The sequence below is a fragment of the Sphingomonas sp. Leaf231 genome (genome assembly GCF_001421995.1).
GTDB lineage: Bacteria > Pseudomonadota > Alphaproteobacteria > Sphingomonadales > Sphingomonadaceae > Sphingomonas.
In genome coordinates, this window is sequence record NZ_LMLS01000001.1 from 1,058,261 (window position 1) to 1,078,188 (window position 19,928).

Here is a 19,928-nt window from a genome sequence, read left to right on the forward strand (position 1 = left end):
GCCTCACCCGAACGTCACCACCGCCTTGACGAACCCGGCCGGCTTGTCGCGCGTCGCCGCCACCGCCTCGTTCAATTCGGTCAGATCGAACCGGTGCGTCAGCAGCGCGGACAGATCCACGCGACCGCCCGCCACCGCCGCCACTGCTTCGTTCAACCCGCGCAGGTTCACGCGCGGATCGCGTTCGTGCGCGTTGATGACGTCGATGCCCTTCCAGTTCCAGTCCTGCATGTTCACCTGCCGCGGACCGTCCTGATGATATCCCGCCACCACCAGCCGGCCACCGAACCCGACGATCGCGGAGGCGAGGTCCAGCGGCCATTGCTTGCCCACCGCCTCGATCACGCGCTCGCACAGCGCGTCGCCGGTCAGCGCCTTGACCCGTTCGATGATCGCCCAATGGTCGGCCATCGCGATCGTCTCCGCCGCGCCGTTCGCCCGTGCCAGCGCCAGTGATTCCTCTCGGCGGGAAATCGCGATCACTCGCGCACCCGCGTCGCTCGCCAGTCTGGTCAGCACCGCGCCCAGAAAGCCGATGCCGACGATCGCCACCGTCTGCCCCGGCAGCACGTCGGCGCGGCGGAAGATGTTCATCGCACATGCCAGCGGCTCGCCCGGAAACGCCTGTCCGTCCAGCGCGTCGGGCAGCGCCACCAGCTGGTCGACGCGCGCGACGTCATAAGGTGCGAAGCTGTTGCCCGACAGCATCGTCACCCGCTGCCCGATCGCCACCTCGCCGACATCGGCACCCAGCGCGTCAACCACGCCCCAGCCCTCATGCCCCATGCCGCCGGGCGCGCCGGGATAGGTCGACCACGGCTGCCCCTCCCAAGGCTCAATGTTCGATGCACATACGCCGCATCCCTCCAGCCGCACCCGCACCTCACCCGGTCCGGGTTGCGGCACGGGGGCATCCTGCATCTCGAAACGTCCCGGCCCCACCAGCACCGCCGCGCGCATCATGCTTCCATTTTCCTGGTCCAAGCGTTTGACTTCCCATGAATGTTTCTACCGACCTCAACGGCGCGCTCGCCGCCAACATCGATCGGCTGACCGATCGGCAACGCCGCGTGGAAGCCGAAGCGCCATGGTCGGAACGGCTGGCCGGCCGCATCACCGCCTTCACCGGGTCGATGCTGTTCGTCCTGCTGCATCTGTGCTTCTTCGGCGGCTGGATCGTCTGGAACCTGTGGCTCGCGCCGAAGTTCGATCCGACGTTCGTGGTGCTGGCGATGATCGCGTCGGTGGAGGCGATCTTCCTCTCCACCTTCGTCCTCATCAGCCAGAATCGCATGGCGGCGCAGGCGCAGGCCCGTGCCGATCTCGACCTGCACATCAACCTGCTGGCCGAACACGAACTCTCCCGCCTGACCACCCTGGTCCGCCGCATCGCCGAGCGGCTCGACATCGAACCGCCCGCCGACCTGGCCGAAATCGAGCAGGACGTCCGTGCCGAGGATGTGCTCGACACCCTCGATCAGGTCACGCCGCGACAATCTGCGGGGTGACCGCCTTCGGCGCGGCGGTGGCCGGCGCGTAACGGTCGATCATCCACGCACAGAAATCCGCGAACGCCTGCGGGTCGCGCGCCGCGCTGCTGTGATGCGGCTGGATGCCGAGATGCTCGGGCGTGAAGCAGAACGTCACCGTGGTGTCGAACTCGGCCAGCGCTTCCATCTGCCGGTCGAACCAGTCGATCGCGTCGGGACGGAAGCTGTCGGCCCAGCTCAGCCCGGTGCGCAACTTCTTCGTCCCCAGCCGGCGCATCCACTTGACCGCATCGTCCAGCCGCGGGTCCTGATAATGGAACCACTGCATCAGCCCCATCTCCGACGCGACCTTGGCATAACTGTCGAGCGACGGCTTGGGCGTGCCGTCGGCGCGGATCAGCCCCATGTAGAAATGCCGGTAATAGCTCGATCCCTCCGCCTCGCGGTGGCGGGTGGTCGCGCCCCATTCCTGCGGCAGGTCGAACAGCGAATACCAGTAGATGCGCGGCACGCGACCGATCAGCAGCTCGGCGGTCTTCTCGACGCCGAACACCTGCACCTCCTCGGCCCCGAACGATCCGACGCCGACCTCGGTAACCCACACCGGCTTGTCCGTCACCGCCTCGATCTCCGCGATCTTGGCGGGCCAGTCGTGGATGCTCCACAGGTTCCAGTCCAGCGGGAAGCCGTGCACCGCGATCACGTCGACCGCGTCGAGGCAGCCGTGCCCCTCCAGCCTTTTCACCCACAGCGGATCGATCGGCGACATGCCGCCCAGCACGCGCGTGACGTTCGGGTTGACCGCGGCGATCGACGCGCCCGCGCGCGACACCGTGTCGGCGAACAGCGACCAGTCGGGGTCGACCTCCGGGTCCCAATGCGACTTGTTGTTGGGCTCGTTCCAGATCATCGCCGCTTCGATCACGCGCGCATTCCCCCCATGGATGGATAGACCGCCGCGGCCCCGTGCTCCGCGAAGGGCACGTCGGCGATGCGGCAGAGATAGACGTCGTCCTGCGGATGCGCGGTCACCGTGAAGCCGGCGGCGCGCAGCATCGCTTCGGAACAGGCGCGGTTGGGCGCCCACCAGTTGGTCCAGTCGCCCGCGAACTTCCGCTCGATGAAGTGCATCTTCGGGTAATCGCGATCGTCGAAATATTCGGGCGGCGTCCACGTGCCCGGCACGTAGAACGGGTGATCCTCCGGCACCTGCGCATCGTCCTTCGACCCCTGCTGCATCGTCTGGAACAGCATCATGTCGCCCGCGACATGTTCGCGGATCAGGTCCAGCGCCAGCAGCGGATGGCGCAGGTGATACAGCACCCCCATGAAGATCACGAGGTCGAACCGCTCGCCCAGCTGCGCGACGTCATAGACCGACAGGTTGCGGAACTCGACGCCGTCGCCGAACCCCAGCGCCTCGCTCGCCAGCCGCGCCTGCGCCAGATACCGGTCGTCGGAATCGATCCCCACCACGCGCGCCGCGCCGCGCCGCTTCATCTCGACCGAGTAGAAGCCGGCGTTGCACCCGATGTCCAGCACGGTCTTGCCGGTCAGGTCGTCGGGGAGGCACACGCCGAATTCCGCGAATTTGTTCGCGGGGTAATCCAGCAGGAAATGGTCGGGCGCCGTCTCGAGCCCCCCCGGCAAATGGATATTGTGAAACCACGGCGCGAGCCGTTCGACGCGCGCGCGCAAATCCGCAGCCATCATGCCCCCATCATTCATCGTCAAGCATCAACGATGCTGCCTGCAGGCCGTTCCACCTGCTGATCTCGCTCAGTATTTTCGCGCGGAACCATGTGCCGGGTACGCCGCGTTTGCGCCGCGATGACCGCTGCCGACTGGACCGATGCGATGCGCGACGCGCGCTACGGCGACGCGTGGGCGATCGAGCAGGCGACGCTTGGGGCGCGTGATCCCGCCACCCGCGACGATCCCCGGCTGCCATATCATCAGCGCTGGGTCTGGGATGGTCGCGGCTTCGACGGCCGCGACGTGCTGGTCCGCTGCTACCACGGGCTTGGCGACACGCTGCAATTCGCGCGCTTCCTGCCCGTACTCGCCGCACGCGCCCGCTCGGTCACCGTCGAGGCGCCGGCTCGCCTCCACCCGCTGCTGCGCTTTCCCGGCATCGCCCTCGCCGCCTTCGACCATGCGCAGCCGTTGCCGCCGGCCGAATGCGACATCGAGATCACCGAACTCGCCTTTGCACTGCGCTGCGCCCCGCGCGACGTGGCGCTGCCCTATCTCCACGCCGCCCCCGCGCCATTGCCGCCGGCCACGATCGGCCTGTGCTGGCAGGCGGGCGACTGGGACGCCGAACGCTGGGTCCCGCCCGGGCTGCTCGCACCGGTCGCGCACGATCACCGCTGCCTGTCGCTGGTCGGCGCACCCACGACGCTGCCGGTCCTCAATCCGGCGGGCTGCCCGTTCGACCTGCCCGCCACCGCCGCGCTGGTCGCGGGCTGTGCGCTGGTCGTTACCGTCGACACGATGATCGCGCATCTCGCCGGCGCGCTCGGCCGCCCGACATGGCTGCTGGTGAAGGCCGCCCCCGACTGGCGCTGGAACCCGGCCCGCCGCGACAGCGACTGGTATCCGTCGATGCGCCTCTACCCGCAACCGACCCCCGGCGACTGGGCGACCCCGCTTGCGGCGGTCACCCGCGATCTCGCCGACCTGCAAGGAGAAGACCATGGCCAGCCTGCCCAGCCCGTCGGTGCCGGTTTCCTGGGGTGAGTTGCTCGACAAGATCACCATCCTCGAAATCAAGCAGCACCGCATCGCCCGTGCGGAGGCGCGCGCCAACGTGTCGCGCGAACATTCGTTGCTGGCGCGGATCGGGGCGGGCGTGCTCGGGCTGGACCGGGTGGCCGCGCTGTTCGGCCGCCTGAAGTCGGTCAACGAGGATCTGTGGGAGATCGAGGATGCGATCCGCCGTCAGGAAGCCGCGCGCACCTTCGGCGGCGAATTCGTCCGCCTCGCCCGCGCCGTCTACGTCAAGAACGACGAACGCGCCGCGCTCAAACGCGAAATCAACCTCGCGCTCGAATCCGATCTGATCGAGGAAAAAAGCTACGCCGATACCGCGTGACCCTCACCGCGCGATCGCTACCCGCTCGTTCAACGTCACCAGCCGCGCGCCGTCACCCTCCAGCGCCAGCGTCGTCACCGACGCTGGGTCGCACCCCAGTGAAAAGATGCGGTCCAGCGGCAGGCCAAGGTAATGCGCCACCACTCCGCGGATCACGTCGCAATGCGACACGCACAGCGTGACGCCGGCGGGCAGCGCTGCGACGATACCGACCGCACGCGCCACCGCCTCCGCCATCGTCTCGCCGCCCGGGCAGCGCGCTTCGCCGCGCGCCGCATTCCAGTGCCGCCAGTCCGCATCCTCCTCCAGCGCGGCGAAGCTGCGTCCGGTGAAGCCGCCGAAATCCACCTCGTCCAGCGCCGCGCTGGTCTCCACCGCCAGCCCGTGCGCCGCTGCGACCACCGCCGCCGTTTCCCGCGTGCGCGGCCGCGGGCTCGACCAGATCCGCGTCGGCGGCTGCGCCGACAGCCGCCGCGCCAGCGCCGCCGCCTCGTCGCGCCCCTGCGCATCCAGTGAAATCGCCGAGCGCCCGCTAAGGATGTGACCGACCTCCGCATGGTGGCCGTGACGGGCAAGCAACACCAGCCGTGTCACGCGCATTGACCTGGATCAGTCACTATTCACCTGCCAACACGTTACGATAGCGCAATAAGTTCGGGAACTAAGCTAAGTAGAAGATGTTCTTGCCTGCGTAATCAAACAGCAATGCGCGCTCGTGTCATTGATGTCGATCAATCATGGGGCGGGAAGGATCAGCGTGGAAACCATTCTCATCACCGGTGGAGCCGGGTTCATCGGGCGATTCGTGGCCGATGAATTGCTCGCACGTGGCAACAAGGTCCGCGTCCTCGACAGTCTGATCGAGCAGGTACACGGCGATTGCGAACGCCCGCCGCTGCTGAACGACGAGGTGGAACTGATCCGTGGCGACGTCCGCAACGGCGATGTGGTCAGCAAGGCGCTGGACGGGGTCGACAGCGTGATCCACCTCGCCGCGGAGGTCGGGGTCGGCCAGTCGATGTACGAGGTCGAACGCTACACTTCCACCAACGACGTCGGCACCGCCGTCCTGTTCGAAAAGCTGATCGACAAGCCGGTGCGCCGCGTCGTCACCGCCTCCTCGATGTCGATCTATGGCGAGGGGCTGTACCGCGACGCCGACGGCAATCTGGTCCAGGATGCCGAACGCAAGGGATTGCGCGACGGCCTCAGCAATTGGGAGCCGGTCGATGCGCAGGGCCGCCCGCTCACCCCGGTCGCCACGCCGGAGTGGAAGCAGCCCAACCTCGCCTCGATCTACGCGCTCAACAAATACGTGCAGGAACGCACCACCCACATCATGGCCGCGCCTTACGGGATGGAGGGGGTGTGCCTGCGCCTGTTCAATGTCTACGGGCCGGGTCAGGCGCTGTCGAACCCCTACACCGGCGTGCTGGCGATCTTCGCCTCGCGGTTGCTCAACGGGCAGCAGCCGATGATCTTCGAGGATGGCGAGCAGCGTCGCGATTTCGTCCACGTCACCGACGTGGCGCGCGCCTTCGCCGACGCGCTGGTCCTGCCGCAGGCGGTCGGCGGCACGTTCAACATCGGTTCGGGCCATGACCGTTCGGTGCGGGAGATCGCGACCGAACTGGCCAGGGCGATGGGCAAGAACGATCTCGAACCGGAAATCGTCGGCAAGGCGCGGATCGGCGACATTCGCCACTGCTTCTGCGACACCACGCTGGCGCAGGACCGCCTCGATTTCCGCGCTACGCAGGATTTCACCGCCGGCCTTGCCGAACTCGCCGAATGGGTCGCGCAACAGACCGCCGAGGACAAGGTCGCGACGATGCGCGCCGAACTCGAAAAGCGCGGGCTGGTCGCATGAGGACCGATGCGGTCAGGGGGCCGGTGCTGGTCACCGGCGGCGCCGGCTTCATCGGGTCCAACCTTGCCGATCGGCTTGCCGGCGACGGGCATGACGTCGTGGTCTATGACGCGCTTGCCCGCCCTGGCGTGGAGCGCAATCTGGCGTGGCTGCGCAGCCGCCACGGCGCGCGCATCCGCTTCGTCCATGCCGACATCCGCGACGCCGCCCGGCTCGCGGACGAGGTGGCGCAGGCTTCGGCGGTCTTCCACTTCGCCGCGCAGGTCGCCGTGACGACCAGCCTCGACGATCCCGTCGACGATTTCACCACCAACATCACCGCTACCTTCCAGTTGCTGGAGGCGCTGCGCACCCGCGCCCCGCACGTGCCGCTGATCTTCGCCTCCACGAACAAGGTCTACGGCGATCTCGGCGATCTCGATTTCGTGCTGGAAAACGACGCCTATCACCCCGTCGACGCGAACGTCCGCGCGCACGGTATCGGGGAGGCACGCCCGCTCGACTTCCACACGCCCTATGGCGTGTCGAAGGGGGCGGCGGATCAATATGTCCTCGATTATGCGCGCAGCTTCGGGTTGAAGACCTGCGTGTTCCGCATGAGCTGCATCTACGGCCAGCGTCAGATGGGCACCGAGGATCAGGGCTGGGTCGCGCATTTCCTGATCCGCGCGCTCAATGGTGAGGCGATCACCCTCTATGGCGACGGGCATCAGGTCCGCGACGTCCTCGATGTCCGCGACGCGGTGAACGCCTATGTCGCGGCGTGGCAGCGGATCGACGATGTTGCCGGACGTGCCTTCAACCTCGGCGGCGGTCCCGACAATGCGGTCAGCCTGCGCCAGCTGCTCGCGCATATCGCCACGCTCACCGGCCGCCCGGTCGACGCCCGTTATGCTGGCTGGCGCGCGGGCGACCAGCGCTATTTCGTCGCGGACACCCGCGCCGCGCAGGCCGCGCTGGAATTGCCTGCCCGCCGCGACTGGCGCGAAGGCGTCGGGGCTTTGGCAGACTGGCTGGAGCATGAACGCGGCACCGTCGCCATCGAGGCGGCGGCGTGAAGCCACGCGCCTGCCCGGTCGCCGCTACGGCGCCCGGCGACGCCCGGCATCCCGCGCCCGCAACGGCGCACGACGGGAGGGTCGCGGCGTGACGCGCGACCCACGGGCCGATCGGGCGGTACCGCGCCCCGAACGGCGTCGCCGCATGGATCGCCGACATGGCCTGATCGCGACGGGCCGTCGCCGGTCGGCGCATGACCCTGCCTGTGCCCGCCGATCGGCCGGCGAGCGGCACGCCGTCGCATGACCCGCCGCGTGTTGATGACCGCCGATGCGATCGGCGGCGTTTGGCAATATGCGCTCGGCCTCGCTGCCGATCTCGTCCGCGCCGGCTGGACGGTGGACATCGCCACGCTCGGCCCGTCTCCCTCGCCCGCGCACCACGCGCAGGCCGACGCGGCGGGCGTCACGCTGATCGACACCGCGCTCCCGCTCGACTGGCTCGCCGCCGACGCCGCGGCGGTGACCGATGCCGCCGCCGCGATCGCCGATCTCGCCCGCGCGCGCGCCGTCGACGTCGTGCAACTCAACCAGCCCGCGCTCGCCATCGCCACCTTCGCGATGCCGGTGGTCGCGGTCGTGCACAGCTGCGTCGCCAGCTGGTGGGACGCGGTCGAGAGCGGCCCGCTGCCCGCCGATCTTGCGTGGCAGCGCGATCTGACCGCGCGCGGCCTCGCCCGTGCCGATGCGATCGTCTGCCCCACGCGCGCCTTCGCCACCACCGTCCAGCGCCTCTACGCCTTGCCCGCCGCCCCGATCGCGATCCACAACGGACGCGCCCTCCCCGCCGCCACTGGCGCGCTTGCCGACCGTGCCTTCACCGCCGGGCGGCTGTGGGATCGTGCGAAGAACGTCGCCACGCTCGATCGTGCCGCCGCCACGCTGCCGCTGCCCTTCGCCGCCGCCGGCGCCACCGTCGGCCCGCATGGCGAGCGGATCATGCTCGACCATCTCCAGCCGCTCGGCCAGCTGGACGATGACGCCATCGCCGCGATCCTTGCCACCCGCCCGCTCTTCGTCTCCTCCGCCCGGTACGAGCCGTTCGGGCTGGCCGTGCTCGAAGCGGCGCTCAGCGGCTGCGCGCTGGTGCTGTCGGATATCGCCACCTTCCGCGAATTGTGGGACGGGGCCGCCACCTTCGTCCCGGCCGATGACGTCGCCGGCTTCGCCCGCGCGATCGCCGCCCTCGCCGCCGATCCGGCGCGGCGGCTGGCATTGGGCGCGCGCGCCCGCACCCGCGCGTTGGACCATGCTCCAGCACGCACCGCATCGGCGATGATCTCCGTCCTCGATCGCGCGATCGACGCCACCAACCGGGTTGCCGCATGAAACTCGTCTACTTCACCCACAGCCTCGCCTCCTGCTGGAACCACGGCAACGCGCATTTCCTGCGCGGAGTAATGTCTGAGTTAATCGCGCGTGGTCATGACGTGCATGTCTACGAACCCGCGGGGTCGTGGAGCCTCGACAACCTGTTGAGCGACAACGGGCAAGCCGGTCTCGCCGCCTATCACGCCGCTTACCCCGAACTGTCCTCGCGCACCTTCGCGCCCGATGCCGATCTCGCCGGGCTGGTCGACGGTGCCGATGTCGTGATCGTCCACGAATGGAACGCCCACGATCTGGTTGCCGGTCTGGGTAAGCTGCGCCGTGAAGGTGCGCCTTACACGTTGTTTTTCCACGACACCCACCACCGCGCGGTCAGCGCGCCGGAGGAGATGCGCGCCTACGATCTCGATGGCTACGACGGCGTGCTGGCATTCGGGGAGGCCTTGTCGCGCGTCTACCGCCACTGGGGGTGGGGCGACCGCGTCTGGACGTGGCACGAAGCTGCTGACACCCGGCGCTTTTTTCCTATAGATGCCGACCGCGAGGGGCTGGTGTGGATTGGCAATTGGGGCGACGGCGAACGCACTGCGGAAATCGAGGATTATCTGCTCGCCCCCGCGCGCGCTGCCGGCTTACCGCTTGATATCTATGGCGTCCGCTACCCGGACACCGCCACGGCGATGCTGGCCGATTATGGAGCGCGCTATCACGGCTGGGCGCCCAATGCCGCCGCCCCGGCGATCTTCTCCCGCGCGCTCGCCACGGTCCACGTACCGCGCAGATATTACACGACGATCCTGCCCGGTATTCCCACGATCCGCGTCTTCGAGGCGCTCGCCTGCGGCCTGCCGCTCGCCTCGGCGCCATGGGACGATGCAGAGGGGCTGTTCCGCCCCGGCAGCGACTTCCTCTTCGCGCGGACGTCGGAGGAAATGACCAGGATCCTCAAGGACTTCCGCAACGATCCCGCCCTGCGCGCCGCCCTGGCCGCATCGGGGCTGGAAACCATCCACGCGCGCCACACCTGCGCGCACCGCGTCGACGAACTGCTGGCGATCCTCGCCCGGCTCGACGCTCCCTCGCCTGCACGGAGCATCCCAGCGTGAAGATCGCTTTCTACGGTTCCAGCCTGCTGTCATCCTATTGGAACGGTGCCGCAACTTATTACCGCGGCATCCTGCGCGCGCTTGGGGAGCGCGGCTACGACATCACCTTCTACGAACCCGACGCCTTCGATCGGCAGCAGCACCGCGACATCGATCCGCCGGCTTACGCCAAGGTCGTCGTCTATCCCGCCACCGAAGAAGCGATGCGCAACGTCCTGACGGAGGCCGGAAAAGCCGATATCGTCGTCAAGGCCAACGGCGTCGGCGTGTTCGACCGCGAGTTGCTGGAGGGCATTATCGCGCATGCCCGTCCCGACGCACTGAAGATCTTCTGGGACGTCGATGCCGCCGCCACGCTGGACGAGATGCGCGCCGATCCCGACCACCCTGTCCGCGCCGCGCTGCCGCACCTCGACATGGTGCTCACCTACGGCGGCGGCGATCCGGTCGTGAACGCCTATCGCGGCTTCGGCGCAGCCGAATGTATTCCGGTTTACAACGCCTTGGACCCGCAGACCCATCACCCCGTTGCCGCCGACGATCGCTTCGCCTGCGACCTCGCCTTCCTCGGCAACCGCCTTCCCGACCGGGAAGCGCGGGTCGAGGAATTCTTTCTGCGCGCCGCCTCGCTGCTGCCTGAGCGGGAATTCCTGATCGGCGGCAACGGCTGGGATTCCAAGGCGATGCCCGGCAACGTCCGCCATCGTGGCCATGTCTTCACCGCCGAACACAACGCCTTCAACTGCACGCCAAAGGCGGTGCTGAACGTCGCACGCGATTCGATGGCGCATATCGGTTTCTCCCCTGCCACCCGCGTGTTCGAAGCGGCGGGTGCCGCCGCCTGCCTCATCACCGACGCATGGGAGGGGATCGAGTTGTTCCTGATTCCCGATCGGGAGGTGCTGGTCGCGCGCGACGGGCAGGATGTCGCCGATCACCTCGCTGCACTCACCCCCGATCGTGCGCAGGCGATCGGCCAGGCCGCGTTGCGGCGCGTGCTGGCCGAACACACCTACGACCTGCGCGGAGCACAGGTCGATGCGCTGTTCAAGGCGCATGCCGCGCGCCAGCGGGAGGCGGCGTGATGAAGCTGGTCGTCCTCGGCCTTTCGCTGAGTTCCGCATGGGGCAACGGCCATGCCACCACGTTCCGCGCGCTGCTCCGCGCCTTCGCCGCACGCGGGCATGACGTGCTGTTCCTCGAACGCGACATGCCGTGGTACGCCGCACACCGCGACGAACCCGATCCCGATTACTGCCGCCTCGCATTGTACGACAGCCTGCCCGCACTGGCCGAATGGCGTGCCGAGATCGAGGGTGCGGACACGGTCATTGTCGGCTCCTATGTGCCCGACGGTATCGCCGTCGCGCGGCTGGTGCAGGCGTGGGCGCGCGGCACCACCGCCTTCTACGACATCGACACGCCCGTCACGCTGGCGCAACTCGCGCGCGGCGCCTGCGATTATGTCTCGCCGGAGGTGATCCCCGGCTACGACGTCTATTGCTCGTTCACCGGCGGGCCGACGCTGCGTCTCATCGAGGAACGCTACGCCGCCCCCGCCGCCCGCGCACTGTATTGCTCGGTCGATGCCGACCGCTACCGCCCGACGGGTGCGGCCAAACGCTGGGACCTGTCGTATCTGGGCACCTACAGCGACGATCGCCAACCGACGCTGGAACGCCTGCTGATCGAGCCTGCGCGCCGCAATCCCGATCAGCGCTTCGTCGTCGCCGGCCCGCAATATCCGGCCACGATCCAGTGGCCCGCCAATGTCGAGCGGATCGAGCACCTCGGCCCCGCCGATCACGCTGACTTCTACTCGGCCAGCCGCGCGACGCTGAACGTCACTCGCGCCGATATGATCGCCGCCGGCTGGTCCCCCTCCGTCCGCCTTTTCGAAGCGACCGCCTGCGGCACCCCGATCATCTCGGACAAATGGCCGGGCATCGAAGAATTGCTGATCCCGAACGCCGAAATCGTCTTGGCAGAGGGTGTTGCGGACGTCGCAGCGGCACTGAGGCGTGACGATCTCGACGCGATCGGTGCCGCCGGGCGTGCTCGCGTACTGGCCGAACACACCTCGCATCACCGCGCCGCGGAACTGGAGGCACACCTGCACGAAGCGGCAGCGGCGAAGCGGACGCCCGCTCTTCCGGCCTGACACCTGCCACATCGACGGTGCCGGGGACTCGATCCCCGGTACCGCCGTGGCGCCGGCTGGTTCGCTCTAGGCCGGCGGATTACGTCAGCGCGCCCTGCGCCTCCGGGGAACGAAGCGCGCGCCGTCCGGTTGTGCACCGCAAGCGCGCGGTCGGCGGTCGATCGGCCATCCCCTGCGCGTCCTATTCACTCCCGAAAGAAGGACAAACGCGATGAACACCGACACGCTGGCAGGCTCGACCACGGACGTAGGCGGCAAGCTGAAAGAAGGTCTGGGCAAGGCGTTCGGCGACGACACGCTCCGTACCGAGGGCAAGGCCGATCAGGCCGAAGGCACGATCCAGAAGACCTATGGCGAAGCCAGGGACGTGGTCGAAGGCTCGATCCGCCCCGTCATGGACTATGCGCGGCAGTTCATGCGGGAGCGGCCGTTCACCGCCGCCGCGGTGGGCGGCGTGCTGGGCATCGCGATCATCAACTCGCTGCGCGGCAAGTAAGCCGCGACCGTGGGCGGGAGCATCGATCAGGTGCTCTCGCTCCTGTCATGCAACCCGGCCCTGGTCCGCACATCGCTTGAGCGCAGCGGCTAGCACGTCGGGCGCGCTCGGCTTGGGACATACCGTCGCGCTCGGATAGCGTTCCCGTAACGCCACGTCATCGGCATGACCCGAATGAAATAACAGCGGCACTCCGGCGGCGTGCAGCCGGTCGGCGGCCGGAAACACCGTACCGTCGGCCAGGCGCACGTCCAGCACGGCCACCGCGAACCGCGCGGCCCCGCGATCGATCTCCGCGTGGGCCTCCGCAATCGTCGCACATGGCCCGACCACGCGAAAGCCCGCCTCCTCGATCGTCTCCTGAAGATCGAGCGCGATGAACAGCTCGTCCTCCACCAGCAAAACATCGTCGGCGTCGGGGTCAGTCACTGGCCAGAATACCCATTGGAAGTTTCATACGCAGCCGGAACGATCGTCCCGCTGCCTCGCTCCGTACCTCTCCGCGCAATTGGCGCACGCTGGTCTCGACCAGCAACGAACCGAACCCGCGCGGTGCGGCATCGACATCGTGATCGCGGCTTCCGCGCTCGTCCCAGACCAACGTCAGCCCATCGTCGCCTACGCTCCAGCTGACCGACAGGCCCACGTCGTCCATTTCGCTCGCATCGCCATCCAGCGCGCCGTATTTCACGGAATTCGTCGCCCATTCGTGCAGCACCAGCGCAAGCGAGGACAGGCAGTTACGATCGAGTGCCACCATCGGCCCGTCGATCACGATCCGTGAATGGTCGCGGTACGGCGCCAGGGTCAAGTCGACGAGTTCGGCCAGCCCGATCGCCTGCGGCTGTCCGGCGGGTGCGGCGAGCGAATGGGCCGAACCGAGCGCGGCGATGCGATGGCGCAAGTCGTTCGCGAACGCGCGCACGTCATGCTGGCTGCGAGCCGCGACCGTGATCATTCCCGCGATCACCGCGAACAGGTTTTTCACGCGGTGATTCATCTCGCGCAGCATCAGGTCGCGGGTATGCGCCAGCGCATATTCGGCGGTGACGTCGATCGACACGCCGACCAGCCGCGGCGGCTGGCTGCCCGCCACCACCCGGCCGAACCCCTTGATCCAGCGCTGTTCGCCATGTGCGGTACGGATGCGGAACGTCGCCTCGTAATCGGCGCTGCGTTCCATCGCGCGCCGCAACGCCGCCTCCACGGTGCCGCGATCGTCCGGCTCGATGCGGTCGAGCAGCGCGTCGATGCGCGTCGCCTCCGTCGCGCTCAAGTCGAACAGGCGCCGCTGCGCATCGTCGAGCATCGTGTCGCCGGTTTCCGGTCGATATTCCCACACGCCGATCCCCGCGGCCCTGACCGCCAGTTCCAGCCGCTCGCGCTCGGTGGCAAGCTGCCGCTCCAGCGACAGCGCCTCGGTGATGTCGGTCAGCACCAGCGACGCACCGTCCACCGCGCCGCTCTGCGTCCGGTACGGCAGCACGCGCAGCGACAGCACGCGCGTGCCGTCGGCGGTGGTGACGCGCCGCTGTCGCGCGGCGCTGCCCCCGGCGACCGCGCGCGCGTCGTCCAGATGCTCCGATCCGCTCAGCCTGCTCGCCACGTCGGCCAGCGGGCGTCCGCGATCGCCGGGTTGCAGCGGAAAGATCGGCGTCGCGGCGGCGGTGTAGCTGCGCACCTTCAACCCGGCGTCCAGCACCACCACCGCCAGTTCGGTCGACTGATAGAAATTGCGGAGGTCGGAATTGGCGAGCGTCAACTGCTCGACCTTGCTCTTCAACTCGTCGTTGACGGTCGACAACTCTTCGTTGGTCGACTGCAACTCCTCGTTCATCGACATCATTTCTTCGTTCGAGCTTTTCAGCTCCTCGTTCGCCGTCTCCAGTTCCTCGATGGCGGCGCGCAGCCGATGCCGCGTCTGCCGCAGCTCGTCCTCGATCGCCTCCAGATGATCGTCGTGCGCGGCCAGATCCTGTTCGTCACGGTCCGACGGGCGGAACGGACCGCTGTCGCGGAACACGCACAACAAGGTCCCGTCGCCCAGCGGATCGCAGATCACCTCCACCGGCTGCACGCCATAATCGCCCTGCACCTGAACCTCGCGCGCGATGACGCGGCGTCGTTCCTCCCGCGCCTGCCGCAGCAACGGCCCGATGATCGTGCGCAATCCCGGTCGCGCCAGGTTCACCGCGCTGCTGCCGCCGCTGCGCGTAACCGGGAACTCGAAGTAACGGCTCAGCTTGCCATAGGCCGAAATGATCCCGCCATCCTGGTCGACGACCATGCTGGCGGGGGCATAGCGCTCGACGATGCGTCGGATCGCCACGCCTTCATCGGTCAGCGCCGGCCCGTCGCCACGCCCCTCGCGATCGCGCCGCTGAATGATCTGACGCGCGCTGCCCGGCAATTCGATCGGGTAGGTCGGCGCACCGGGCGTGCGTTCGAACAGTCGGGCGGGCTGGTCGATCGGCGCGAACAACTGCTCAAACCGTCCGATGCTCTCCGACGGGCCAAGGAACAGATATCCGCCGGGGCGCAGCGCGTAATGGAACAGGGGGATTACCGATTGCTGCAGGCGATCGTCGAAATAGATGAGCAGGTTGCGGCACGACACCAGATCGATGCGCGAAAACGGCGGATCCTTGATCAGGCTGTGATTCGAAAACCGGATCATGTCGCGGATCGGTGCCGCCATCGTGAAGCGATCGGCATGCGGCACTGTATATCGCTCGCGCAACGCCGGTGGCACGTCGGCGAGCGCCGCGGCCGGGTAGCTCGCGTCACGTGCGATCGCCAGCATCTGTTCGTCGATGTCGGTGGCGAAAATCTGCACTGCCGGCCGTTCGCCCGCGACGCGCGCCGCCTCCGCGAACAGCATCGCGATCGTATAGGCCTCCTCGCCGCTCGAACAGCCCGGCACCCAGACGCGCAGATCCTCGTCGGCGGTGCGCTGGCGCAACAGCGGCTCGACCACGCGGGTGCGCAGCGTTTCGAACGCGTCGGCGTCGCGGAAAAAGCAGGTGACATTGATCAGCAGGTCGCGGAACAGCGCCCGGCACTCCTCGCCATCGGTGCGGATCCGGGCCAGATAGGCGTGCCCGGTATCGATGCCCAGCACATGCATCCGCCGTTCGACCCGCCGCACGACCGTCGAGCGCTTGTACCCCGAAAAGTCATGCCCGGTCGCGTTGCGCAGCACGCTGCACAACGCGTCGACGTGATCCGCGACCACGCCCGCCGGCGCCCCCGCGGCTGCGCCCGCACGGGGATCGGTGCCGCGTCGGCGGAAGAACTGTTGCAGGCACGCCAGAATGTCGCCCGCCGGCCTGACGTAATCGATCAACCCGGTGCCCACCGCCGACAGCGGCATCCCGTCATAGCGCGCGCTCTCCGGCTGCTGGACGATGCCCAGCCCGCCATGCTCCTTGATGGCCCGCAACCCGGTGGTCCCGTCCGCGCCGGTCCCCGACAGGATCACGCACGCCGCATTCGCCTGCTGGTCGACGGCCAGCGACAGGAAGAAGTCGTCGATCGGCCGACGCAGCCCGCGCGGCTGCTGGAAATCGGTAAGTTCGAGAACGCCGTCGCGGATCGCCAGGCCACGCCCCGGCGGGATGATGAAGACGGTGTCCGCCGCGATCCGCTCGCCGCCCGCGCATTGCTGTACCGTCAGCGCGGTGGCGCGGTCGAGCAGTTCGGCCAGCATGCTTTCGTGATGCGGATCGAGATGCTGGACGACCACGAACGCCAGCCCGGTCGGCAGCCGCGCGGGGGCCAGCATGTCGCGCAACGCTTCCAGCCCGCCCGCCGACGCCCCGATCCCGATCACCGGGACCGCCGCTGCCGGCCTGTCGACGGCGGCATTGTCGTGCGGGGTGGCGAGCTTATGCATCGGTGGCGAAGTCGATTTCCGCGAGCATCATCTTGGCCTGCGCGACGGTGGCGGCGCTGTTGGCGATGGTCATCAACGTGCCCTCCACCACGATCCCGGCGTCGCTCGCGATCGGCACCAGCCGCCCCAGCGTGTGCCCGAGCTGCGCATCGTATTCCGCCAGCAATTCGGGTTGCGAGCGACTGACGTCGAATTGCGACGCGAAGAAATAGCGGGTCGTCCCGTCGATGCCGCGCAGCCGGGACATGTAGAGCAGGTTGACGAACGGCGTGCCGTTCTTGCGGAAATTGACGATCGGCGTACGGACGCTCGCCTGATCCGTCCGTGCGAGAAACTCGCGCAGCCGCGCGCGCGGCTCGACGTTTGGTGCCTCCCGCTGCAACATTCGGCAATTTCGGCCGACGACGTCGTCGGAGACATAACCGGTGAGCGCGGAGAACGAGTCGTTGACCAGCAGAAGATGGTTGTCGTCCTCGGCCGTGGCCAGCGCCAGGGCGACGCGGGAATGGGTCAGGTAATCGACCAGCGTTCGTGGAAGTTCCGGGGTCACGCGCACTCCGATCTCGACGGAATCTCACCCGATTACGCACGATGCTCCGACAATAACAACCCGCTTCGCCGCTGCGGCGTCACGGATCGGCACGCCCGTGCCCCGCGACGGCGCGGCCCGATGCCGGGGGATGACCCGCCGAACGCCGCCGCCCCGCATCCGAAGGTTTGAAAGGACAGCGGTATTCATCGGCACCGCCGACAGCGATGCACAAGGCCGCAACCTGCTGAAGATGCCAGCCTATGTCACCACCGACGTGCTGCACGCGATCGCGCCGACCCGCATCGACGAAGATCGCATCCCGGCCAGCCACATCGTGCGTGGGCGCGCGCCACCGGCCGCGCGATGGCCACCACGTCGCGACTGAACTTTCGGGGCGAAGCCAAAGAACGTCGGGTCCTCCCGAAGCCATCATCTCGAACGCCGCAGCTTCGCCATGCTCGCGCTGACGTATCGTTCGGCCTTCCCGCTCAGCATTCCACCACGTTGACCGCCAGTCCGCCCAGGCTCGTCTCCTTATACTGGGTGCGCATGTCCTCGCCGGTCTGGCGCATCGTCTCGATCACCGCGTCCAGGCTGACGACATGGCTGCCGTCACCGCGCAGCGCCAGATAGGCGGCGTTGATCGCCTTTACCGCGCCCATCGTGTTGCGCTCGATGCACGGGATCTGGACCAGCCCGCCGATCGGATCGCAGGTGAGGCCGAGGTTGTGCTCCATGCCGATCTCCGCGGCATTCTCGATCTGCCGGTTGCTACCGCCCAGCACCGCCGCCAGCGCCCCTGCCGCCATCGAACAGGCGACGCCCACCTCGCCCTGGCACCCCATTTCCGCCGCGGAGATCGAGGCGCGCTTCTTGTACAGCATCCCGATCGCCGCCGCGGTGTACAGAAACCGCCGCGCACCGTCGCGCCGCACCGCCGTCGGTTCGTCGTGCGCGACCAGCGTCTCGTAAAAACGCAGCACCGCCGGCAGTACGCCCGCCGCGCCGTTGGTGGGGGCGGTCACCACGCGCCCGCCCGCGGCATTCTCCTCGTTGACCGCCAATGCCCACAGGCTGACCCATTCGAAGACCTCGGCCGGGTTGTGCCCGGGCGTGTCGCCGGTCAGCGCCTGCGCCAGCGCGCTGGCGCGGCGTCGCACCTTCAACCCACCGGGCAGCACACCGTCCTGCGCGATCCCGCGATCGATGCACGCACTCATCGCGTCGCGCACCGCATCCAGGAACGCATCCGCCTCGTCAGGGCTGCGCCATGCCTCCTCGTTGGCGCGCACGATGTCGGCGATCGACAAGCCGGTCAGGTCGCCGGTCGCCAGCAATTCGGCGCCCGATGAGAACGCATGACGCACGTGGACGTTGTGCGCCGCGGCGGGCGCGCTCTTGCGCAGTATCGCGCCCCCGCCGACCGAGAAATAGGTTTCGGCATAGCCGGTGCCGTCGCCCAGGCGCGCGGTGAAGGTCAGGCCGTTGGGATGCTCCGGCAGGAAATCGCGGGGGTGGAAGACGATATCGACCGCCTCGGCGAAGGGGATCATGCGCTCCCCCGCCAGCGCCAGCTTGGCGCGGTCGCGGATCGCCGTCAGCAGCGCCGGCGTCTCGTCCGGGTCGAGCCGCTCCGGCTCCCAACCAGCCAGCCCGAGGATCGCTGCGGTATCGGTGGCATGACCGCGCCCGGTCAGCGCCAGTGACCCGTACAGGTCGCACCGTACCCCCACGACGACGGCGTCCTGCGCCACCGCGCGCTGCGCGAAGTCGAACGCCGCGCGCATCGGCCCGACGGTGTGGGAACTCGACGGTCCGATGCCGATCGTGAACAGTTCGGCGACGCTGATCGGGCGCGTGGCGCAGCGATCCAGCGTGGTGGCGGGCATGTCGGCGTGCATCTGTCCTCCCCGGTGGTCTGGCCCGGTTGGTGGGGCCCGGTCCGGGTCGCTGCCCGGCTGCATGCCCCATCTGTCCCTTGCGCCTGAGATCGCTATCCCGTCGGCGGGCGCGGGACATGCCCGTCGCCACTCTCCAGATGTCCGTCGCCGCCGTGGTCCTTCTGCCTGAGAGTTTCCGGGGCGGTTGCTCCTTCGGCGCCGGGCATGCCCGGTCTCTCCCACGTCGACACACTAGGTATCGGCCGGGACACCGGACCGGTCAAGCACCCCTCGACGCCGCGCACCCCCGCTATTATATACCGTCCGTTATGGAATCGATCACCACCGTCTCTCCGCGCGGTCGCCCGCGCGAGTTCTGCACCGATGCAGCGCTCACCGCCGCGCTCGGCGTGTTCTGGGCCAAGGGCTATGACGGTGCCTCGATGGCGGACCTGACGGCCGCGATGGGCATTACCAAGCCGAGCCTGTACGCCGCCTTCGGCAACAAGGAACAATTGTTCAATCAGGCGCTCGACCGCTACGAATCGGAAAAGCTCGCCTTCACGCGGGAGGCGTTGCAGCAACCCACCGCGCGCGAGGTCGCCGAACATTTCATGCGCGGCGCGGTAGCGGCGCAAACCAGCAATTGCGATCCCAAGGGCTGCCTCGGCGTCATCAGCACCACGGCCTGCGGCGGGGAAGCCGATTCGATCCGCGACCATGTGCATCAACGCCGCGCCTCCTCCAACGCCGCGCTGGTCGATCGCTTCCACCGCGCGCAGCGTGAGGGGGATCTGCCTGCGCACGTCGATCCGCAGGGACTGGCGCATCTTCTCTACGCCGTGTTGCAGGGGATGGCGGTCCAGGCCGCCTCCGGTGCGACCCGCGCCGACCTCGACCGGATCGTCGACACCAGCCTGTCGATGTGGCCCAGCGCCTGACCCGGAATAAATTACCGGCCGGTACAGAAAGCAATTGACGCCCCGCGCGGCCCTTTATATACCAGACGGTATG

General features: G+C 68.1%; 20 protein-coding genes and 1 riboswitch. Of the genes, 12 read left to right on the plus strand and 8 right to left on the minus strand.

Annotated features, from left to right (window positions below; all coding sequences use genetic code 11):
* Window positions 1-3: 3 nt before the first annotated feature.
* Entirely contained in the window at window positions 4-963 is a 960-nt protein-coding gene (locus ASE95_RS04930) for an MDR/zinc-dependent alcohol dehydrogenase-like family protein (RefSeq protein WP_082449550.1), read from the minus strand.
* Window positions 964-998: 35 nt separating this feature from the next.
* Between ASE95_RS04930 and ASE95_RS04935 the strand changes: the two genes are divergently transcribed.
* The gene (locus tag ASE95_RS04935) at window positions 999-1,508 is read left to right on the plus strand and encodes a DUF1003 domain-containing protein (RefSeq protein ID WP_056632183.1); all 510 of its coding nucleotides are present in this window, start codon (window positions 999-1,001) and stop codon (window positions 1,506-1,508) included.
* Here ASE95_RS04935 and ASE95_RS04940 read toward each other — a convergent pair.
* Entirely contained in the window at window positions 1,483-2,415 is a 933-nt protein-coding gene (locus tag ASE95_RS04940) for a glycosyl hydrolase (protein WP_056632186.1), read from the minus strand. The genes ASE95_RS04935 and ASE95_RS04940 overlap by 26 nt on opposite strands.
* Window positions 2,412-3,203 (minus strand): TIGR04290 family methyltransferase, encoded by a 792-nt coding sequence (locus ASE95_RS04945; RefSeq protein ID WP_235528188.1) that lies wholly within the window; start codon window positions 3,201-3,203, stop codon window positions 2,412-2,414. Before ASE95_RS04945 ends, ASE95_RS04940 begins: the two co-directional genes overlap by 4 nt.
* Window positions 3,204-3,320: 117 nt before the next feature.
* Here ASE95_RS04945 and ASE95_RS04950 point away from each other — a divergent pair, with 117 nt between their 5' ends.
* Window positions 3,321-4,232, plus strand: a complete 912-nt coding sequence (locus ASE95_RS04950; RefSeq protein WP_156347876.1) for a glycosyltransferase family 9 protein — start codon at window positions 3,321-3,323, stop codon at window positions 4,230-4,232.
* On the plus strand, window positions 4,189-4,587 hold the full coding sequence (locus tag ASE95_RS04955; protein WP_056632195.1) for a DUF6165 family protein: 399 nt from the start codon (window positions 4,189-4,191) through the stop codon (window positions 4,585-4,587). The genes ASE95_RS04950 and ASE95_RS04955 overlap by 44 nt, the downstream gene beginning before the upstream one ends.
* Window positions 4,588-4,590: 3 nt before the next feature.
* Here ASE95_RS04955 and ASE95_RS04960 read toward each other — a convergent pair whose 3' ends face one another.
* Window positions 4,591-5,187 (minus strand): histidine phosphatase family protein, encoded by a 597-nt coding sequence (locus ASE95_RS04960; protein WP_082449551.1) that lies wholly within the window; start codon window positions 5,185-5,187, stop codon window positions 4,591-4,593.
* A 157-nt stretch (window positions 5,188-5,344) separates the two neighbouring features.
* On the opposite strand from ASE95_RS04960, the gene ASE95_RS04965 reads away from it, so the two are divergent.
* From ASE95_RS04965 to ASE95_RS04995, 7 genes are all read left to right on the plus strand, one after another.
* On the plus strand, window positions 5,345-6,457 hold the full coding sequence (locus tag ASE95_RS04965; protein WP_082449975.1) for an NAD-dependent epimerase/dehydratase family protein: 1,113 nt from the start codon (window positions 5,345-5,347) through the stop codon (window positions 6,455-6,457).
* Window positions 6,454-7,515: an SDR family NAD(P)-dependent oxidoreductase gene (locus ASE95_RS04970; protein ID WP_056632199.1), complete on the plus strand. Its 1,062-nt coding sequence runs from the start codon at window positions 6,454-6,456 to the stop codon at window positions 7,513-7,515. Before ASE95_RS04965 ends, ASE95_RS04970 begins: the two co-directional genes overlap by 4 nt.
* 243 nt (window positions 7,516-7,758) lie before the next feature.
* On the plus strand, window positions 7,759-8,844 hold the full coding sequence (locus ASE95_RS04975; RefSeq protein ID WP_056632202.1) for a glycosyltransferase family 4 protein: 1,086 nt from the start codon (window positions 7,759-7,761) through the stop codon (window positions 8,842-8,844).
* On the plus strand, window positions 8,841-9,950 hold the full coding sequence (locus ASE95_RS04980) for a CgeB family protein (protein WP_056632205.1): 1,110 nt from the start codon (window positions 8,841-8,843) through the stop codon (window positions 9,948-9,950). The genes ASE95_RS04975 and ASE95_RS04980 overlap by 4 nt, the downstream gene beginning before the upstream one ends.
* Window positions 9,947-11,035 (plus strand): CgeB family protein, encoded by a 1,089-nt coding sequence (locus ASE95_RS04985; RefSeq protein ID WP_056632208.1) that lies wholly within the window; start codon window positions 9,947-9,949, stop codon window positions 11,033-11,035. Before ASE95_RS04980 ends, ASE95_RS04985 begins: the two co-directional genes overlap by 4 nt.
* Window positions 11,035-12,111, plus strand: coding sequence for a CgeB family protein (locus ASE95_RS04990; RefSeq protein ID WP_056632212.1), 1,077 nt, complete (start codon window positions 11,035-11,037; stop codon window positions 12,109-12,111). The genes ASE95_RS04985 and ASE95_RS04990 overlap by 1 nt, the downstream gene beginning before the upstream one ends.
* A gap of 211 nt (window positions 12,112-12,322) precedes the next feature.
* Complete coding sequence (locus tag ASE95_RS04995; RefSeq protein WP_056632215.1) at window positions 12,323-12,607, plus strand: CsbD family protein; 285 nt, start codon at window positions 12,323-12,325, stop codon at window positions 12,605-12,607.
* A 45-nt stretch (window positions 12,608-12,652) separates the two neighbouring features.
* Here ASE95_RS04995 and ASE95_RS05000 read toward each other — a convergent pair whose 3' ends face one another.
* The 3 genes from ASE95_RS05000 to ASE95_RS05010 are packed head-to-tail and all read right to left on the minus strand — an operon-like array spanning window position 12,653 to window position 17,052.
* On the minus strand, window positions 12,653-13,036 hold the full coding sequence (locus ASE95_RS05000) for a response regulator (protein ID WP_235528189.1): 384 nt from the start codon (window positions 13,034-13,036) through the stop codon (window positions 12,653-12,655).
* Window positions 13,029-16,502, minus strand: coding sequence for a CheR family methyltransferase (locus tag ASE95_RS05005; protein ID WP_056632219.1), 3,474 nt, complete (start codon window positions 16,500-16,502; stop codon window positions 13,029-13,031). Before ASE95_RS05005 ends, ASE95_RS05000 begins: the two co-directional genes overlap by 8 nt.
* On the minus strand, window positions 16,495-17,052 hold the full coding sequence (locus ASE95_RS05010; protein WP_056633251.1) for a PAS domain-containing protein: 558 nt from the start codon (window positions 17,050-17,052) through the stop codon (window positions 16,495-16,497). The genes ASE95_RS05005 and ASE95_RS05010 overlap by 8 nt, the downstream gene beginning before the upstream one ends.
* Before the next feature lie 130 nt (window positions 17,053-17,182).
* Here ASE95_RS05010 and ASE95_RS05015 point away from each other — a divergent pair, with 130 nt between their 5' ends.
* The gene (locus ASE95_RS05015) at window positions 17,183-17,419 is read left to right on the plus strand and encodes a hypothetical protein (protein ID WP_056632228.1); all 237 of its coding nucleotides are present in this window, start codon (window positions 17,183-17,185) and stop codon (window positions 17,417-17,419) included.
* 103 nt (window positions 17,420-17,522) lie between these two features.
* Here ASE95_RS05015 and ASE95_RS05020 read toward each other — a convergent pair whose 3' ends face one another.
* On the minus strand, window positions 17,523-18,923 hold the full coding sequence (locus ASE95_RS05020) for an L-serine ammonia-lyase (protein WP_082449976.1): 1,401 nt from the start codon (window positions 18,921-18,923) through the stop codon (window positions 17,523-17,525).
* Window positions 18,924-19,078: 155 nt separating this feature from the next.
* Window positions 19,079-19,166, minus strand: a riboswitch (glycine riboswitch).
* Between the two features lie 77 nt (window positions 19,167-19,243).
* Between ASE95_RS05020 and ASE95_RS05025 the strand changes: the two genes are divergently transcribed.
* Window positions 19,244-19,855 carry a TetR/AcrR family transcriptional regulator gene (locus ASE95_RS05025; protein ID WP_056632234.1) on the plus strand — a complete coding sequence of 204 codons (612 nt, stop codon included), beginning with the start codon at window positions 19,244-19,246 and terminating at the stop codon, window positions 19,853-19,855.
* Window positions 19,856-19,928: the final 73 nt, after the last annotated feature.

What these genes read in the sequence shown, in the direction of transcription:
- ASE95_RS04930 (WP_082449550.1), bottom strand. Translation starts at nt 963, where the DNA reads ATGATGCGCGCGGCGGTGCTGGTGGGGCCGGGACGTTTCGAGATGCAG.
- ASE95_RS04955 (WP_056632195.1), top strand. Translation starts at nt 4,189, where the DNA reads ATGGCCAGCCTGCCCAGCCCGTCGGTGCCGGTTTCCTGGGGTGAGTTG.
- ASE95_RS04995 (WP_056632215.1), top strand. Translation starts at nt 12,323, where the DNA reads ATGAACACCGACACGCTGGCAGGCTCGACCACGGACGTAGGCGGCAAG.
- ASE95_RS04975 (WP_056632202.1), top strand. Translation starts at nt 7,759, where the DNA reads ATGACCCGCCGCGTGTTGATGACCGCCGATGCGATCGGCGGCGTTTGG.
- ASE95_RS04970 (WP_056632199.1), top strand. Translation starts at nt 6,454, where the DNA reads ATGAGGACCGATGCGGTCAGGGGGCCGGTGCTGGTCACCGGCGGCGCC.
- ASE95_RS05005 (WP_056632219.1), bottom strand. Translation starts at nt 16,502, where the DNA reads ATGCATAAGCTCGCCACCCCGCACGACAATGCCGCCGTCGACAGGCCG.
- ASE95_RS05020 (WP_082449976.1), bottom strand. Translation starts at nt 18,923, where the DNA reads ATGCCCGCCACCACGCTGGATCGCTGCGCCACGCGCCCGATCAGCGTC.
- ASE95_RS04950 (WP_156347876.1), top strand. Translation starts at nt 3,321, where the DNA reads ATGACCGCTGCCGACTGGACCGATGCGATGCGCGACGCGCGCTACGGC.
- ASE95_RS05015 (WP_056632228.1), top strand. Translation starts at nt 17,183, where the DNA reads ATGACCCGCCGAACGCCGCCGCCCCGCATCCGAAGGTTTGAAAGGACA.
- ASE95_RS05025 (WP_056632234.1), top strand. Translation starts at nt 19,244, where the DNA reads ATGGAATCGATCACCACCGTCTCTCCGCGCGGTCGCCCGCGCGAGTTC.
- ASE95_RS04980 (WP_056632205.1), top strand. Translation starts at nt 8,841, where the DNA reads ATGAAACTCGTCTACTTCACCCACAGCCTCGCCTCCTGCTGGAACCAC.
- ASE95_RS04960 (WP_082449551.1), bottom strand. Translation starts at nt 5,187, where the DNA reads ATGCGCGTGACACGGCTGGTGTTGCTTGCCCGTCACGGCCACCATGCG.
- ASE95_RS04945 (WP_235528188.1), bottom strand. Translation starts at nt 3,203, where the DNA reads ATGATGGCTGCGGATTTGCGCGCGCGCGTCGAACGGCTCGCGCCGTGG.
- ASE95_RS04935 (WP_056632183.1), top strand. Translation starts at nt 999, where the DNA reads ATGAATGTTTCTACCGACCTCAACGGCGCGCTCGCCGCCAACATCGAT.
- ASE95_RS04990 (WP_056632212.1), top strand. Translation starts at nt 11,035, where the DNA reads ATGAAGCTGGTCGTCCTCGGCCTTTCGCTGAGTTCCGCATGGGGCAAC.